General features: G+C 38.1%; 16 protein-coding genes. 10 read left to right on the top strand and 6 right to left on the bottom strand.

The window, feature by feature from the left end; all coding sequences use genetic code 11:
- Positions 1–100: 100 nt before the first annotated feature.
- Positions 101–1,879, bottom strand: a complete 1,779-nt coding sequence (locus ACFSBH_RS14315; protein ID WP_379598206.1) for a M3 family oligoendopeptidase — start codon at positions 1,877–1,879, stop codon at positions 101–103.
- Positions 1,880–2,140: 261 nt separating this feature from the next.
- On the opposite strand from ACFSBH_RS14315, the gene ACFSBH_RS14310 reads away from it, so the two are divergent.
- On the top strand, positions 2,141–2,674 hold the full coding sequence (locus ACFSBH_RS14310) for a YceI family protein (protein ID WP_251512487.1): 534 nt from the start codon (positions 2,141–2,143) through the stop codon (positions 2,672–2,674).
- Between the two features lie 100 nt (positions 2,675–2,774).
- Here the strand turns inward: ACFSBH_RS14310 and ACFSBH_RS14305 are convergent, their stop codons facing one another.
- The 5 genes from ACFSBH_RS14305 to ACFSBH_RS14285 form a co-directional block, all read right to left on the bottom strand.
- Entirely contained in the window at positions 2,775–3,575 is an 801-nt protein-coding gene (locus ACFSBH_RS14305; RefSeq protein WP_379598204.1) for a VanW family protein, read from the bottom strand.
- A 339-nt stretch (positions 3,576–3,914) separates the two neighbouring features.
- On the bottom strand, positions 3,915–5,123 hold the full coding sequence (locus ACFSBH_RS14300; protein WP_251512483.1) for an NAD(P)/FAD-dependent oxidoreductase: 1,209 nt from the start codon (positions 5,121–5,123) through the stop codon (positions 3,915–3,917).
- Positions 5,124–5,317: 194 nt separating this feature from the next.
- A complete protein-coding gene (locus ACFSBH_RS14295) occupies positions 5,318–6,040 on the bottom strand; it encodes a hypothetical protein (protein ID WP_251512482.1) in 723 nt (240 codons plus the stop codon).
- Between the two features lie 139 nt (positions 6,041–6,179).
- The gene (locus tag ACFSBH_RS14290; RefSeq protein ID WP_251512480.1) at positions 6,180–8,354 is read right to left on the bottom strand and encodes a type IA DNA topoisomerase; all 2,175 of its coding nucleotides are present in this window, start codon (positions 8,352–8,354) and stop codon (positions 6,180–6,182) included.
- Between the two features lie 19 nt (positions 8,355–8,373).
- Positions 8,374–8,823 carry an RrF2 family transcriptional regulator gene (locus ACFSBH_RS14285; protein ID WP_251512479.1) on the bottom strand — a complete coding sequence of 150 codons (450 nt, stop codon included), beginning with the start codon at positions 8,821–8,823 and terminating at the stop codon, positions 8,374–8,376.
- Between the two features lie 270 nt (positions 8,824–9,093).
- Here ACFSBH_RS14285 and hmpA point away from each other — a divergent pair, with 270 nt between their 5' ends.
- The 9 genes from hmpA to ACFSBH_RS14240 all read left to right on the top strand — a co-directional run bounded on the left by hmpA (position 9,094) and on the right by ACFSBH_RS14240 (position 17,084).
- A complete protein-coding gene (gene hmpA / locus ACFSBH_RS14280; RefSeq protein WP_251512477.1) occupies positions 9,094–10,320 on the top strand; it encodes an NO-inducible flavohemoprotein in 1,227 nt (408 codons plus the stop codon).
- 180 nt (positions 10,321–10,500) lie between these two features.
- The gene (locus tag ACFSBH_RS14275; protein ID WP_251512475.1) at positions 10,501–10,731 is read left to right on the top strand and encodes a helix-turn-helix transcriptional regulator; all 231 of its coding nucleotides are present in this window, start codon (positions 10,501–10,503) and stop codon (positions 10,729–10,731) included.
- The gene (locus ACFSBH_RS14270) at positions 10,728–11,033 is read left to right on the top strand and encodes a hypothetical protein (protein WP_251512473.1); all 306 of its coding nucleotides are present in this window, start codon (positions 10,728–10,730) and stop codon (positions 11,031–11,033) included. Before ACFSBH_RS14275 ends, ACFSBH_RS14270 begins: the two co-directional genes overlap by 4 nt.
- Before the next feature lie 19 nt (positions 11,034–11,052).
- Entirely contained in the window at positions 11,053–12,354 is a 1,302-nt protein-coding gene (locus ACFSBH_RS14265) for a serine hydrolase (RefSeq protein WP_251512471.1), read from the top strand.
- Between the two features lie 90 nt (positions 12,355–12,444).
- The gene (locus ACFSBH_RS14260; protein WP_251512469.1) at positions 12,445–13,005 is read left to right on the top strand and encodes a pirin family protein; all 561 of its coding nucleotides are present in this window, start codon (positions 12,445–12,447) and stop codon (positions 13,003–13,005) included.
- Between the two features lies 1 nt (position 13,006).
- Positions 13,007–13,153, top strand: a complete 147-nt coding sequence (locus ACFSBH_RS14255; RefSeq protein ID WP_379598200.1) for a hypothetical protein — start codon at positions 13,007–13,009, stop codon at positions 13,151–13,153.
- A 159-nt stretch (positions 13,154–13,312) separates the two neighbouring features.
- Positions 13,313–14,563: a DNA polymerase IV gene (locus tag ACFSBH_RS14250; RefSeq protein WP_379598198.1), complete on the top strand. Its 1,251-nt coding sequence runs from the start codon at positions 13,313–13,315 to the stop codon at positions 14,561–14,563.
- Positions 14,564–14,644: 81 nt separating this feature from the next.
- The gene (locus tag ACFSBH_RS14245; RefSeq protein WP_379598196.1) at positions 14,645–15,277 is read left to right on the top strand and encodes a peptidylprolyl isomerase; all 633 of its coding nucleotides are present in this window, start codon (positions 14,645–14,647) and stop codon (positions 15,275–15,277) included.
- Positions 15,278–15,404: 127 nt separating this feature from the next.
- Positions 15,405–17,084: a putative bifunctional diguanylate cyclase/phosphodiesterase gene (locus ACFSBH_RS14240; RefSeq protein WP_379598194.1), complete on the top strand. Its 1,680-nt coding sequence runs from the start codon at positions 15,405–15,407 to the stop codon at positions 17,082–17,084.
- The last annotated feature ends 126 nt before the right edge of the window (positions 17,085–17,210 follow it).

The raw sequence follows: 17,210 nt of genomic DNA, 5'->3' as shown, positions 1-17,210 counted from the left end.
TATACTACCGCGCTTCGCTTGCTTGCCCTGTCTTTGGTGTTGAAGTCTTGCGACTTCAACACCAAAGACAGGGTATATGTTCTCCCACAAACATTTTACTCTAACGCTCTAGAAACTCCTTTACATCCCGCGCGCATAAACGGATAGCACTTTCCCAAAAATCTTCTTTCGTGATATCCGCTTCTAAGTGTTTCATCGCGAGGTCTTCAACTGACATACGTCCAGTGTCCCTTAGTAAAGCAATATACTCTTCTTCAAAGTTGCCACCTTTCTCCTTCGCATGAGCATAAATTCCAAGGCTAAATAAATAACCAAATGTATAAGGAAAATTATAAAATGGTGTCGTAGTTATATGGAAATGTAATTTTGAAGCCCAGAAATATGGATCGTATTCATCCAGCGCATCTTGATATGCTTCTTTCTGCGCTTCCACCATCATTTCATTAAGACGAGCTGCTGGTACAAAACCGTTTTCCCTTTCTTTGTAGAAGTTTAATTCAAATAGGTAACGGGCATGTATATTCATAAAAAATGCCACGCTCCGTTGAATCTTATCCTCCAATAATGCTTGTTTTTCTTCCTTTGTTTTCGCCTGCCCGATCGTTGCATCTGCAACAATCATTTCCGCAAATGTTGAAGCGGTCTCTGCCACATTCATTGCGTAGCGTTGATTCAATCCATGTAAATCATTCATCACATGCTGATGATAAGCATGACCAAGTTCGTGAGCTAATGTAGAAATATTTGAAGATGTCCCCGAATAAGTCATAAAGATTCTCGTTTCTCTACTATCCGGAAAACTTGTGCAAAATCCTCCAGGTCTCTTTCCTGCACGGTCCTCAGCTTCAATCCAACGATTTTCAAATGCCATTTGTGCAAAATCTGCCATTTTGGGACTGAAAGTGCGGAATTGCTCTATAATAAAATCTGCACCTTCTGTATAACTGAATCGTCTAACGTCATTTGCGATTGGTGCTCCGACATCGTATACACTCAATTTTTCAACACCTAATATTTCTGCCTTTCTATGTAAGTAGTCTACAAAAGGCTGTTTGTTATTCGATATTGCGGACCACATCGCATCAAGAGTTTCTTGCTTCATCCGGTTAATCTTCAGTGGTTCTTTTAAAACATTTTCCCATTTACGATGTTTATAAGTTTGTAATCGAAATCCCGCTAGATGGTTAAGTGTTTGAGCAAATAGTGAAGATTGGTCCTCCCATGCCTCTTGCAATTTTTCAAACACATGCTTCCTTGTTGTACGTGCCTCAGCGGTTAGTTTATTGGATGCTTGACCAATAGAGTAGCTGTTGACTTCCCCATCCTCCTCTATTTCTACTTTCATATTTCCTACTATTGTACTATACATTTGATTCCACGCATGGTAGCCATCAACAGACAAATCATTAATCAGCAACTCTTGTTCAGTTGATAATAAATCCTTGGCAGTGTCGCGATATTCATTCATGACAAACTCAATTCCAGCTAACTCTGTCCGCTTTACAAGTTCAATCCATGTTTCTTCGGGGATTGCAGCAAACTTTTGCATGGCATTTGTTAAAACTCCTTGAAATGAAGCAGATAATGCTCCACGTTTGGAAACAAGCGTATTGGCATGTTCATCCGTTACATCTTGAGCACTAAGACAGCTGATAAATGCTGCTGCTTCTCGAAAATGAAACATGGTTTGCTCTAATTGACGTATAAAACTAACCACTTCTTCAACTAAATTCTTGCGCTCAGAATCCAGTTGACGTAATTGGTCAGATAATACCTTTATTTCTTCGTTGATATTTTCAAGATAAACTTTAAATTCCTTTGATGTGCTTCCCCCAGGAAACAAAGACTCCAGATCCCACGTCGGAATATATTCTCCCATGTAATCTCTCCCCTTTCTATTTTCCTCATTATAACGAAGTATTTGAAGTATTTCATTATTAAAATCCTTTTTAATAACGATTAATCATTTACAAATTGTGGTAAATGAATGGTAAGAGTACTTGATTGTAAATTTAATTTTAAATAAGTTAATTTTAATTAAGAACACTTGACATCATAGAATTATTATTTTATACTAAGTAACATAAAGTAAGTCACGTAAGGAAACTTTAACTTAATAAATATTTTGGAGGGATTTACCATGACAACAAAATGGACAGTAGATTTAGCACATAGTGAAGTAGGATTTACAGTAAAGCATATGATGATTTCAAAAGCAAAAGGTACTTTTGACAAATTCGATGCAAATATTGTTGCAGATGTTGAGGACTTAACAGGTGCTCAAATTGAAGTAACAATTGATGCTGCAAGTATCAACACGCGCAATGAAGATCGCGACAATCACCTTCGTTCAGCAGATTTCTTCCATGTGGAGGAGCATCCAACGATCACATTTATTGCAACAGATATTAAAGGCAGAGGATCTAACGAATACGATGTGACTGGTGACCTTACTATGAACGGTCATACGAAACAAGTAACACTTGACGTTACGTTTGAAGGTCAAAGTAAAGACCCAATGAGTGGTGGAATTGTTGCTGGATTCAGTGGGGAGACTACAATCAGCCGTAAAGAATTTGGGTTGACATGGAACGCTGCAGTAGAAACAGGTGGAGTACTTGTATCCGATGATGTAAAAATCCACTTTGAACTTGAACTTCATAAAGCAGAATAATAATCATTTGGTTGTTGAGGCTGTATGAATCGTTCATCAACAACGCCTTAACCAAGAAAAAACAGCATTTCCCATAAGGTGGGAAATGCTGCTTTTCAATTTATTTATCTTGGAAGTGTTCTACAGTTTCTGAAGAAAACACTTCAACGGTCAAGCTCCCATAAGCTGCTCTCGCAGTAATGACAATCGGTTCGTTATATAAATTCTTAAAGGAAAAGTCAGGTCCCCACCAACTTACCGTCGCATCCCTACCAGGCGGAACATAAGGAACACTTCTGCTATGTGTAAATCGTTCAATCATTTGAATTCCTCTTAAATCTACGGCATTGAAAAGCGTGGATGATACTTGACATATTCCTCCACCAATATCTTCTGCAAATTCACCTTTTACAATTACGGGGGCTTTTTTATATCCTCTCTTTTCTGTTCGTTCACCTACCGTTTTATTGAACGAAAACACTTCTCCAGGAAAAATAACAGTTCCATGCATAGCTTTTGCTGATAACATGATGTTCGTAGATCGCTCTTTGTTTGTTGAATTATAAAATGTCGTATACGAACCAAGTTTTTTCCGGGTAATTTCCTTGAGCATTTCTTTATCTACACGTGCATACACTGTTTTCTTCGGTACTTGAATACTGCTGTCTTCCCCTTTATAAAAAGCTTCGAGAAAATTGATGGTAAAAGCAGCTCGGTCCAGACTCACACCACTATCTTCTTCTATTATTTGAAGTCCTTCTCCTAAAGTTGCATTTTTGGGAGGCTCACTAACTTCACTTTGTAATTGCTCCAAGAGTTCATCTAACTTATTCCAATTGATGTAGCCTTGCTCCCACTCGGTAAGAGCATAAGATTTAAGTTCCTCCTGTTGAAGGAAAATCGTTTTTTGTTCAGATTTCACATCCGTCGGAATGAAAATAATGCAATTTAAAAAAAGAGTAAGCAGAAAACATATGAACATGTGACGCATGGAATCACCTCTGTTTTAATATGGCTAAGTTCGAATAATTACATACCTCATTACCATGTCAGAGCAAATTAAAAAAGTCATCTGATTTATCAAATCAGATGACTTTTAAACTCATTGTATTAACGGAAGTCTCTTGAATCTTCCATCATGTCGCTCACTACTCGGTATCCTACCACCGCTGCAGCTAGTAGCAATAAAAGGTTGCAAATTCTTTTCATGGATTATCTACTCCTCTTTCCTTTATTATTGGACTTTCAGTAGAAATTCAATTTAAAACGGACGGAATTTACCTTTTTTAAGTAATGCTTTTGGTCCCCCGACTGTCAGAAGTGCACGGTCGTCTACAACTTTCTTCATTGCTGCAGCTGCTTTACCTCTCAATTTAGTTCCTGATAGGATATTTCCAATTCCATCAGAGAAACCTAGTGAAGCAACTGTACCTCTATCAATATAGACAAAACCATTAAGTGGTTGGCCATATAAGAGATTCTTAAGAGCTTCTCCCACATAAGCACCTTCTTGAGTTGCCAACTGGCCTGTTGGTGGATAAGGCTTGCCTGTTTCTTGGTTCATTGTCCATGAACAATCACCGATAATGAACACATTCTCAGAGCCAGGCACACGAAGATCTGGATCTACGTTTACTTTACCTCTAAAGACTTCAAAACCTGATTTTTCAAGTACCGGACTACCCATAACTCCACCTGTCCATACACTTGTACCTGCTTTAATCAATTCTTTATCGTCCCCAACAACGAAACCTTCTGGAGTACATTCAGAGATTGCTGCTCCGATCCGGAATTCGACACCACGGTCCTCTAGAGATTCTTTCGCATAAGCTACAAGGTCATCATCAAATACTGGAAGGATAGATGGCGCCGCTTCTACGTTAATAATTCTTGCCTTATTGCGTGGAATATCATATTTCTTACATAGCTCAGGAATCTTTTCAGCTAATTCACCAACGAATTCAATACCGGTGAATCCACCTCCACCAACTAATACCGTCAAGTCACTTTCGTCAGTAGATTCTCCACTGCTATATTGTGCGAATTTGTATTCAATATGCTCGCGAATTACACGGGAACTATCGATATCTTGAATGAAGAATGCATTTTCTTCCATTCCTTTAATACCAAACGTGTTTGTTACCCATCCTAAGGCAACGACAAGATAATCATATTCAACTTCACTGTTCTCTAAAACAACACGCTGTTCTTCTTGTTTAATTTCAACAACTGTATCATAAATTAAACGTACACGTTTCGGGTTAACAACGTCAGAAATCATATAGCGTGCTTGGTTGTGATTGATCGTACCAGCTGCGACTTCATGTAACCAAGTTGCTTCGTAATGGTAATTATGCTTGTTGATTAATACTATCTCTGCTTCTTCAGGCGACAGTTTTTGAGCTAATTTTCTCGTAGCCGTCAATCCGGCATAGCCTGCGCCCAAGACAACGATTTTGGGTTTGTTCATTGGAATTACACCATCCCTTTTGATTTTTTCTGTAGTTATAGTATTAGCGATTTTTCTATTTTCATATGACATATGTAGAGAAAGAACGCTTCTACTCATAATCATATAACTTACTATACAATGATAGCAAACTTTAATTCATTAAGCTATAAATGTAAACGTTTTAAGTTGTTAAGGAGGATAATTTTTTATGTTCATTCATTATTATGGAGTCCTCCCTTTTTATCACCTGGATCAGGTTCTTCTTCAACCGGTGGTTCCGGTTCAGGCTCTTTCTCTACGGGTTTTTCTGGTTCTGGTTCAGGGTCTGTTACGACAGGCTTTTCTGGTTCTTTTGATTCTTTCGGCACCTTAGGCTGTTCTACTGGTTTAGTTTGCTTAGGTGGCCTAGGAGTTGCTGGTGATTTTGGTTTATTTGTATTTGACTTTCGCTCGCTTTGAGTGTCTTTATCCGACGGCTTGTTTTTTGACTCATTTTTTTCACTAGATTTTTTTGAAATATTACCAATATTATTAGATGTTGACACTGTTCCACTGGATGATGAGCTTTCAATACTTTTATCTACGTTACTTTCCCCTTCTTCTTCAGCTTCTTCTAAACTTTCTATTAGAATATCATCTGTTTCATTTCCTGTAGGGAGAACAAACTTCTCTTTATCTTTCAATACTAATGCACTTAACGTTTCTTTTTCAACAATCTCTTGAGGTCCTTCATTCTTCATTTCTTTCTCGACAATTTCTAATTCCTCTGCTTCTTTCTCTTCTTCTATCATCTGATCTTCATTTCCAACATCTTTACTTTCTATTTTTCCGAATTCATCGCGATTGGCGTTCGCTTGGTAAATTCCCATGCCCACAACACTAACGAAGATGAAAAATACAAGGATGTTAATAATGATGAGCTTTTTTGACTTCAACTCACTTACCCTCCTTACTATATCTTTCCAGCTTATATTTTATAACTATTGTAAGCTTATAGTAGGAGGTTTTTCAATGGTTTTTAAGAAAATATTCCTATTCTCATCATTTTATGATAAATTTCGTCAGCCCTCTAGCTCATTTTTTATTAAATTCCATTTCCCAGCTATAGTACTCCGTACCCTCTTTCTTTTTATAAGACAGATATGCATTAAACTTCTTGCCATTCCTGCTTGTAAGTCCCTTAACATACGTTTGGTTATTCTTTAAGATTTGCTTGACCATTGTTTTTGTCGGTTTCTTCCGCATCGTCGCTAAGAATTTATCATTTTTCCAAATCGCAAATTTACAGCCGTCCTTCCAATTTTTACAGCTGAATGCTTTATAATTGTCGGCCACTTCTCCACCACAAGCAGGGCAGGTTCCTAACACTTCATTTGTAGCTTTTTGTTTAGTCACCTCGTGGATTGTTTTCTCCTCATCCTGTTTGATTGTCTCCACTGCATCCTTCGTAAACTGGAAAATAAGCGAGAGAAAGTCTTTCCTCGTGGCTTCCCCTTTCTGAATATCGGATAGCCCCTTTTCCAGTCGTCCCGTAAATTCCAAATCAAACAAACTCTTCACCGGAAATGTTTCAACCATTCTTCTGCCAAGCTCGGTGCATTGAAGATTTTTTCCTTTCGCAGTAATGTAGCCAATATCCTTTAACTTTTTAATAGTTTCAGCCCTTGTTGCAGGTGTACCTATGCTGAATCCTGTCAGGATACTCCCGAGCAATTCCTCATCCAGTTCACTATCATCTTTTATATTTTTACCGCAGGTCTCCATCACTCGAAGGAGCGTTCTTTCCGTATGTTGTTTCGGTGGTTTAGTTACATGATCGGTCAATTTGGTTTCTGCAATGGTCACTTGTTCATTTACCTCAACCCTTGGCAATAAGACATCCTTCGATTGGATACTCTCCACCTTTTTCCAACCTTCTATGAGCTGCACTCTTCCTTTAGTCATAAAGACTCCATCAATGGGTGCATTTGATACTTTTGTCGTCAGTTTCGTCTCTTCATACTCAGCGATTGGCATAAATTGCATGATAAAACGGTTTTTTATTGCCTGAAATACGATGTTCTCGTCAGTGGTCAATCGCTTCGGTTTTAAATATGTTGGAATAATGGCGCTATGGCTTTCAACCTTTGCGTTATTAAAAATCCGCCTTGTCTTCATAAATTTAATCTCATCTTTATAAGGTAAATCCTCACTATGGATTTTTAAAACATGTGCCGTCTTTCCAACCAAACTTTCTTCCAATGCGATACTGGAAGTCCGGGGATACGTAATCAATTTCTTCTCGTATAAGGATTGGGCAACTTTAAGAACTTTATCAGAAGTCCAGCCTTGATATTTGTTGGTGATAAACCCTTGGAGATTAGATAGATTGAAGAGAAATGGTGGGAATTCCTTTTTCTTTTCCACCTTTTTATCGGTGACGACACCAGATTTGTTTTCAACCGCCGACTGTATTCTTTCCAGTTCTGCTTTATTTTTAAACTTGTCTTCTTTCCCGACTATATAGGTTCCTTCATACGTATCTTCTTTTTCCGTTTCAAAAACCGCAACCAGCTTATAATAATCTTCTGGCTTAAAGTTTTCTATTTCTTTATCTCGGTCATAAATGATTTTTAATGTGGGAAGAAGTACCCGCCCAACATTCAACGCCTGTCCACTGCCTTTTTGATATTTTAAAGTAGTGACGGAGGTCAAGTTGATCCCTATTACCCAATCCGCCCACTGCCTACTGATTCCCGCATCTCGGAGTGGCTTCATTTCATCATTTTGTTTTAATTTATTCAATCCAGTCTGCACTTCATTCGGCGTCCATTCATTAAGCAGTAAACGGTATACCGGTTTCCCGGGACGCTTTCCTCCGCGATAAATGATACTATCCCCTATCAGCTGTCCTTCCCGGTCATAATCACATGCTGAAATAATACTTTCCACTTCCGGATTGTTGATTAATTTTTCAATGACCCTCAATTGCTTAGCGGCACCAGCATCGGCAGACTGCCGATTACGTGGGTTGCTTTTCACTTTGTACTTGAATGTCTCAGGAATAAAAGGAAAGTAATTCATGCGCCAACGCTGCATCTTTGGTTCGTAATCTTTTGCGTCATATAATTCTACCAAATGACCAAAAGCCCACGTAATTAAATAACCGTTACCAGCATAATAGCCATCTTTCTTCGTTTTAATGTTTAATGCATCAGCAATGTTCTTTGCGACCGATGGTTTTTCTGCGAGAATTAATTTTATCCCCATAGATACCCCTCCTCATCTACTACTCTCTTAATCTGTTGATCCCCATCAATTCCTTAAGTTCATTTTCATTGTGGATCAAATCTTTCAACGTATATTCATCCAACACTTTAAAAAATGCATGCAGCGCTTTATTCACAACATGCTTCAATGTGCATCCCGGTGAAATCACACAATGATTTTGACCTCTATCAAAACATTCGAATAAAGCAAAGTCATCTTCAAGTTGGCGTACAACAAGTCCGACATTTATTTCTTCGGGAGGTTTCGCTAATCGGATACCTCCATTTCTTCCTCTTATCGTTTCAAGCAATCCTAGCTTGTTCAGTTCATGTACAATTTTTCCAAGATGATGTGTAGAAATATCGTATACTTCTGAGATTTCTTTAATGCTCGCAAGTTCTCCATCCGATTTCAAGCCGGCAAACAGAAGGACCCTAAGGCCATAATCTGTATACTTCTTTAAATTCATTTACTTTCTCCTCTTTTTTTTACTTCAAAATTTATCTGTGCAAACGTCAAATTACCAAATCATACCTACGAAACATTACGTTAGCCTTTATTATACCACGGAACGTATATTCGTTTGAAGCGATTACCGTCCAATTTTAATTTATAAAATTTATGTTGAAAATCTGTAACATAATTTAGATTTTTACTATTGCGATAGTGTTTAAATTAAATATACAATAAAGATGTATTTAAAATACATCTTTAATTTTTCAAAAGGAGTGCTTGACATATGACAACTGCTACGAGAGGTTTAGATGAACAAACAAGAACAATTATTAAGGCAACCGTTCCAGTATTAAAGGAACATGGAGAGAAAATCACTAAACGATTCTATCAATTAATGTTTGAAAACCACCCCGAATTGAAAAATGTGTTTAACCAAACGAATCAACGCGAGGGAAAGCAACCACGTGCGCTTGCGAATACGGTATATGCAGCTGCTGCACATATCGACAATTTGGAAGCGATTTTACCAAAAGTTGTATCCATCGCCCATAAGCATAAAAGTTTAAATATCAAACCAGAACAGTATCCGATTGTTGGTAAACATTTATTACTTGCTATTAAAGATGTACTGGGAGATGCAGCTACTGAGGAAATCATCCAGGCGTGGGAAAAAGCATACGGAGTCATCGCTGAAGTCTTTATTTCTGTCGAAAAAGAAATGTACGAGGAAACGAAAAATAGGACTGGAGGATGGGTCGATTTCCGTGACTTTAAAGTGACGAAAAAAGTAGTGGAAAGTGATGTAATTACATCATTCTATTTAGAACCGGCCGATGATAATCCTTTCCCTTCATACGAGCCTGGACAATATATTACGGTAAAAGCTGAAATTGAAGGCGAACCATACACTCATATGCGTCAATACAGCTTATCTTGTGCACCTGGTGAAGGCTACTATCGTATTAGTGTCAAACGCGAAGATGCTACTTCAGAACATCCGGCAGGAATTGTTTCTACATTCTTGCATGAAAAGGTTCAAGAAGGCAGTATTCTACCAATCAGTGCTCCAGCTGGAGAGTTTGTGTTAGATCAAAAAGATACGAGGCCATTAGTATTGCTGAGTGGCGGGGTTGGACTTACTCCGATGATGAGTATGCTGGAATCAGTCATCGAGGAACAACCGGATCGTAAAGTGATTTATATCCATGCAGCCAATTCCGGTAACGTTCATGCGATGAAAGACCGCGTGAAAGAAATTACTGAAGCTCATAAAAACGTCATTAACTATACGATATATGCTTCCCCTCAAGAAAATGATCAATATGATAAAAAAGGACACATAGATGCCGAATGGCTCTCAACCGTCCTACCTGGTCCTGATGCTGCTTACTATTTCTGTGGACCTAAAGGATTTATGCGTGCGGCTTATCTTATGTTGAAAGACTATGGTGTTGCTGAAACGGATATCCACTTTGAAATATTTGGACCATCTGAGGATATTATTAATTAATGATATAAAAAAAAAGAATGAAGGTAATCCCATCTACTGCCTTAGTGCACAGTGGATGGGATTTTTAATGTTAATCCTGCATACAATACCATAATCAGTAAAGTATTTTATACTTTTGGTAAAAAATACTTTACCTTATGTAAAAAATATGTTACCTTATTAATAGAAGAGGTGAATGATATGCCATTAAATCAAGAAAGAAAAATCAGCAACAGGATTGTTATTTTAAGAGCTGAAAGGGGGTTATCGCAACGGGAACTTGCAGATCAATTGGGTGTAAGTAGACAAACAATTATTTCCCTAGAGAAAAACAGATACAATCCCTCTTTGAAATTAGCGTTTGATATTGCTCTTTTCTTCAATGTTGATTTACAAGAAGTTTTTCAATATGAATTGGAGGATGATAAATGATGGAAGCTTTATTAACCACTTTACGTCTTACCTATGTAGTCATTTTCTTTATTGCCATTTTCTATGCTTTAAAATTTGAATTTGGAAGAGAATCTAAAGATGAACGCGGAAAAAGTATTATGAACAGATCATATGGTATAATATTTCCTTTACTTCCACTTGGATGGTTTTTAATTGAGATGTATGATCAATACATTCAACACTTGAATTATGAAACATATAAACTGGTGATTTGGTTCTTGATTTCAGGATTGATGATTCTCCATGCAACTATTTTAACTGTCTTAAGAAGAATCTATTAATGAGAAGGGAGTGTTCATATTGACTAGTTGGGCTTGGATTGGTCTCTCAGGTATTGTTGTGCTAACTCTTTTACCTTTCCTGAGTAAGAAACAGCGTTCCAAGGAAAAAATTCGAGAAGCAGTGATTACAATTTTCATTGTGTTTTCAATCATCATTGCTGTACTCCTCTTTCATGTCAATTATATACTGGCTCTAATTCTTGGCTTCATCGCGTTTATTTTGTTAGACAAAAAAACGTATACAAAGAAAAGGTTAATCATATATGGGGGAATTGTTTTAATTCTTTTTGTTACAGCCTCCTTCATCTTTCGTGATAATCCTAATTATGTACTCAACCACCTGAAAAACAACCCAGATACAACTTCCCTCTTTGTTGCAAGAAATGGTGAAGAAATCATCTCGTATCAGGCTGATATCGTCCGGCCATTAGCCAGTACAGTAAAAATCCCCATCGCTATTGAGTACGCTTTTCAAGTTGAAGAAGGATTATTAGACTGTCAGCAACTCATCTCCCTTGATGAACTAAACAAATTTTACCTTAAAGGGACAGACGGGAACGCCCATGAAGAATGGTTAAAAGACATTCGCGCAAACAATAAAGTAAAAGAAAATCAAGTAACATTACACGAAATCGTAAAAGGAATGATCACATACAGTTCCAATGCAAACACTGAATTCCTCCTGCACCTTCTTGGTGTTTCTGAAATCAACAAAAGGATAAACTCCCTCGGTCTAACAGACCATGAACCGATTTATCCTATGGTCAGTCCACTTCTCATCCCTGACTACATTGCCAATGAATCGAGTAAAGATGAAATCATAGAAGCACTTGAGGCTATGCCTATCGAAAGGTATCGAGAGTTGGCGACAGATTTAAGTAATCGGATGGAAGCCAGCGACATTGATATCGAATCGTATTTCTATAAACACCCGCTCGACATTCAAAAAATTTGGTCGGATCGTTTACCCGGGGCATCTGCAAGTGATTACGCCAGGCTTTTAGCCATTATTTCAAATGATGAATTGCCGACTGAAGCTGCTGCAATCATGAGGGACGTAATGGAATGGCTGATGGAATTTAATGAAGCAAATCATGATGTCTACGCTCATTTCGGATCTAAAGGTGGTTCTACCGCGTTTATTTTAAATGACGCACTTTATGCCGAAGACCTGGACGGCAATAAAACAGAGATTGTATTATTCACCGATCAGCTAAATCTTTGGGAAAATATCATGATTGGCCATAACATGAATTCCTTTATAGGAAATATAATCGGTAATGAAACGTATCGAGAAGAAGTAAAACAGGAACTCAACTGAGATATGAAGTAAGATGCTGATTGTTTGCCCGCCCTCCCCTTCTCCTCCATAATCTATGTAAATAGCAGTCTTTCAGAAGGGAGGAGAAATATGCTACAAAAACTAAATGCTAAAGAGCATACAGTTCCATTTAGAGGATACTTTACAATCAAAAGAATCCACCCTGGGAAAATTCATAAAAATGATGTGGAAGATTACGGTTTCGGCCCTCTTTCCAATATCGATCACGCTTTTATGAAAAAAAGCTTAACAATTAAAATGCATGAACACGTAAATGATGAGATTTTAAGTTATGTACTGAAAGGAACTTCCTATCACCGAGATTCAGCTGGCTTAGAAGATACAATAAAAAAAGGACGTTTAATGATGATGAATGCAGGGGAAAGCTTTTGGCATGAGGAAAAAGCGAAAAGCGAAGACATTGAAATGCTGCAAATTTTCCTGCGTCCCCACTCCTCCGGGTTGCCGCCATCGATCCAATTTCATGAAAAGCCTCTTGCTAATGAAAATTGGTATGTGATGGTTGGACCCGAGAGCAGTGATGCACCACTAACCGTAAGGCAAAACGCCTTCATACTCGATGCTCATCCACAATCGAGCCAAACATTGGAAATTCCAAGCTATCCAGCTCTAAAACCGTTTCTCGCTTAGCTTGGAAAAATATGAAGCTGTCACCGACTTGGAAAAAGATCTCCCACCAATTACAGCAATGACAGATGCAACAGTTGTATTATTTTTTGTTGATATGGCTGCGCCAATGACTCTAGACGGGACAATCAGTGGAATTCAAAAAGAATAGAATAACCTTCACTTCCCACCTTATCAGGTGGGATTTTTTTGCCGTGAATTTTCCCGTTCCATCAAGCTTTCCACCCGCATTACCTCATTTTTCCATTGCTAACCTCTGAAAAACTACATATAATAGAACAAACGTTCTTGTCAGGTGGTGCAAAGCAACATGGATTATTCAACTTATCCGCGAAATGACGTTTTATGTATAGATATGCGCTCTTTTTATGCCAGTGTTGAAGCGGTAAAACGCGGACTTGATCCGATGAAAACGATGCTTGCTGTTGTAGGTGACTTAAATCGTCCCGGGAGTATTGTCCTCGCTGCTTCCCCTGCCTTAAAGGAAAAGTATGGTATTAGTAATGTGAGCCGCTACTTTGAACTTCCAGATGACCCTAACATTCATATTGTTCCCGCACGAATGGCTGATTATTTACATGTTTCCTTGGAAATCACAAAATTAATTAATAATTATGCACCAAAGGAAGCGATTCACCAGTACTCCGTTGATGAAGTTTGGATAACGGTAAACGGATTGGGACGTCTTTTTGGAAATCGACGGGAAATTGCCGAGAAAATAAAAAATGAAATCTTAGACAACTTTGGGCTTACTGCTTCCATCGGAATTGGTGATAATAAATTCCTCGCCAAGGTGGTCATGGACCTTCATGCAAAAAAGGAAGATATTGCAGAATGTAAATACGAAGACGTGAAAGCAAAACTTTGGCCCTTCCCAATCGAGAAAATTTGGGGAATCGGCAGCAGAATGAAACGCAATCTCAATCGTATGGGAATTATCACCTTGGGACAGCTCGCCCGCTATGATTTGAATCAATTAAAAAAACGCTTTGGGATTATGGGAGAACAACTTTACTGGCATGCTTGGGGTATTGATTTAAGTCCAGTTTATGGTGATTTCACCAAAACTGAACAAAAGGGATTTGGACATGGAATTTCGCTGCTTCGTGATTACTCTAAGGAAGAAGTCGCAACCTGTATTTTGGATTTATGTGAGGAGGTCTGCCGTCGTGCCAGAACTGCAAACCAAGTTGGAAAAACAATCAGCCTTGGTATCTCCTACTCATCAGAAACCGGAGGCGGATTTTCCCGCTCCATGAGCATTGATCGGCCCACAAATGGAACGATGGATATGCATGAAATCTGTATGCAGCTCTTCCGAAAATTCTATGACGGAAGAAGCAACATCCGCCATGTTTATGTTACTCTTGGCAATCTTTATGATTACGGTGACATCCAGCTTGATTTATTTGAAAATCGGCTAAAGAAAAATAATATCGGCTTTGTAATGGATGCCATCCGTGATAAATATGGTGCCACTTCCATTCTACGTGCGTCCAGTTACACCGAAGCAGGAATTCTGCTTGAACGCAGCAGAAAAATCGGTGGCCATCAAGCATGACGTCCCAGAATACCCTTTCAAAGAATCCATGCTATAATGAACACAGATTCAATCCTCAAACAGAGAAAGGAAGGATAAAGCATGAAAAAATTACTTTTACTCATGACTTTTCTGTTTATCGTTTTCTTAGTGGCTTGTAATAATGAGTCAGAAAAAAATGAAGCTTCCAATCCTAATGATTATCCAAATGAAGTGGAAGAAAATCCAATTGTCACGATTACAATGGAAAATAATGAAAAAATAATCGCAGAATTATACCCGAAGATTGCACCGAATACAGTTGCGAACTTCATCTCATTAATTGAAGATGACTTTTATGACGGATTGATTTTTCATCGGGTAATCCCTGGCTTCATGATTCAAGGCGGTGACCCTGAAGGAAATGGCACAGGTGGTCCGGGATATTCTATTACGGGTGAATTTTCTTCCAATGGTTTTGAAAATGATTTAGCCCATGAACGTGGTGTGCTATCGATGGCAAGATCACAGTCCCCAGATTCTGCAGGCTCGCAATTTTTTATTATGGTAGAAGACTCTCCCCACTTAGATGGAGAATATGCGAGCTTTGGTAAAGTAATTGAAGGGATGGAGGTTGTAGATGCAATCGTCTCGGTCGAACGGGATGAAAGGGACAAGCCATATGAAGATCAAACCATCCAATCAATGGAAGTTGATTTAAAAGGTTATAATTACCCAGAACCGGATACCCAGTAATCGGAATGAATCTTAAAGAACATGAAATATTTACTTATTTGTCACAGACGCAGGTATGGTGTATAGTACAATTATACCACAAAAAAGTTTCATGACATAAACCCAGTCGAATAGCGAGGAAAGTCATATGGATGAGATAGTGAAAATAACCTATAGAGAAAGAATACAGTATGACATCGAGGAAGCAATCAATGACATGATGATGATTGTCGTTTTCGACTATCATGGAAATATTCAATATGTCAACGATAAGTTTACAGAAGTCACCAACTACGCTAAAGAAGAAATGCTTGGAAATTCATTTGGAAATTTTTTTACAAGTGAGATATCAGAAAATCTAACCCACACCATCGAAGACGAAAAAAAGTGGGCTGGAGAGTTGAAACAAAAGAAGAAAGACGGTACATATTATTGGAGCGATATCACCATTTCACCAATTATGAATAAGATTACCGGAGACAAACACTATGTTTTGCTTCAGCGCGAGATAACAGAAAGAAAAGAACATGAGCAAATGATAGAGAAATTGGCCTATGTCGATCCTTTAACAAGCCTTCCTAATCGGAACCAAATTACGAGATGGATAAATGATTGCCATCACGCAGCAGACAAAGAGATAACCGTATTTTTTATTGATATTGACCGCTTTAAAATAATTAATGATAATTTTGGACATGATGTAGGGGATCAAGTACTAATCACCATTTCTGAACGACTCAAAGCATGCATCCAAGATAAAGATTTTATCTTCCGATATGATGGAGAAGAATTCATTCTTCTTTTGGAAAATCAATCGATGGAAGATATCAATAACAAATTGAATCAACTACTTGCGGCAATCCGTAAACCAATTTGTGTTGATAATCTGGAGCTGTTGGTTACAGCAAGTATCGGTATTAGTAGAGGCTTTCCTTTTTCAGGTGATGAGGAGATTCCATCTATTGAGAACTTGATCAAAAAAGCTGATACAGCGATGTATCATGCAAAAAAACAAGGTAGAAACCAATTCCATTTCCATACCGATAACCAAGAGAGAGAATTGGAACGTACCTATCAGATCGAACTTGAAATTCACGAAGCATTGGAACGCAATGAATTTTCACTTGTTTATCAACCACTGATCAATTTAAGGACGAATAAGATCGTTGGTGTTGAATCTTTACTACGTTGGGATAATCGGTTGTTGGGAAGAATTTCTCCTGCAGAATTCATTCCAATTTTAGAAGAAACCGGCCTTATCATACCAGTCGGCAAATGGATCCTTCAAAGCGTGAGTATACAAATGAAAAGCTGGCAAGAGCAAGGATTATTCCTGCAACGTGTTTCGGTTAACGTCTCTCCAATTCAATTTCAAGATCCTTACTTTGTAGCCGACTTGAAAAAAATCTTGCATAAAGCAGAAGTCGATCCCTCCTATTTGGAATTGGAAATCACAGAGGGCACGTTATTAGATATCGATGATTCAGCAAAAAAACTGCATGATTTACAAGACTTAGGAGTAAAAGTTTCTATTGATGATTTCGGTACGGGCTATTCTTCTTTAAGTTACTTAAAACAACTGCCGATCGACACATTAAAAATTGATAAGTCTTTTATTGATGATCTGGATAGGGACGGAAAAATCATTGTCAACACCATCATCAGCATGGGCAAGAACTTGCAATTCCGTGTAATTGCAGAAGGCATTGAAAACAGTGATCAATTCAAATACTTAAAACAACAACAATGCCATGAGGGACAAGGTTACTTTTTCAGCCGCCCCGTCGAAAGTGATAAAATAGAAGAACTTTATTACTCTCTCCAATAAGAATGATGTCCACTGGACAGGATAAAAGAGGCTGGGACATAACTAGCCGAAAACAGTAATTAAAAAGGATCCAAGCAATCAAAACTTTGCTAGGATCCTTTTTTGAGTCAAATTTATCATTATCGG

It is taken from the genome of Oceanobacillus luteolus (assembly GCF_042678205.1).
Lineage (GTDB): Bacteria > Bacillota > Bacilli > Bacillales > Amphibacillaceae > Oceanobacillus > Oceanobacillus luteolus.
Note: the sequence above shows the minus strand (reverse complement) of the source record. Positions and strands in the feature narration are given on the sequence as shown.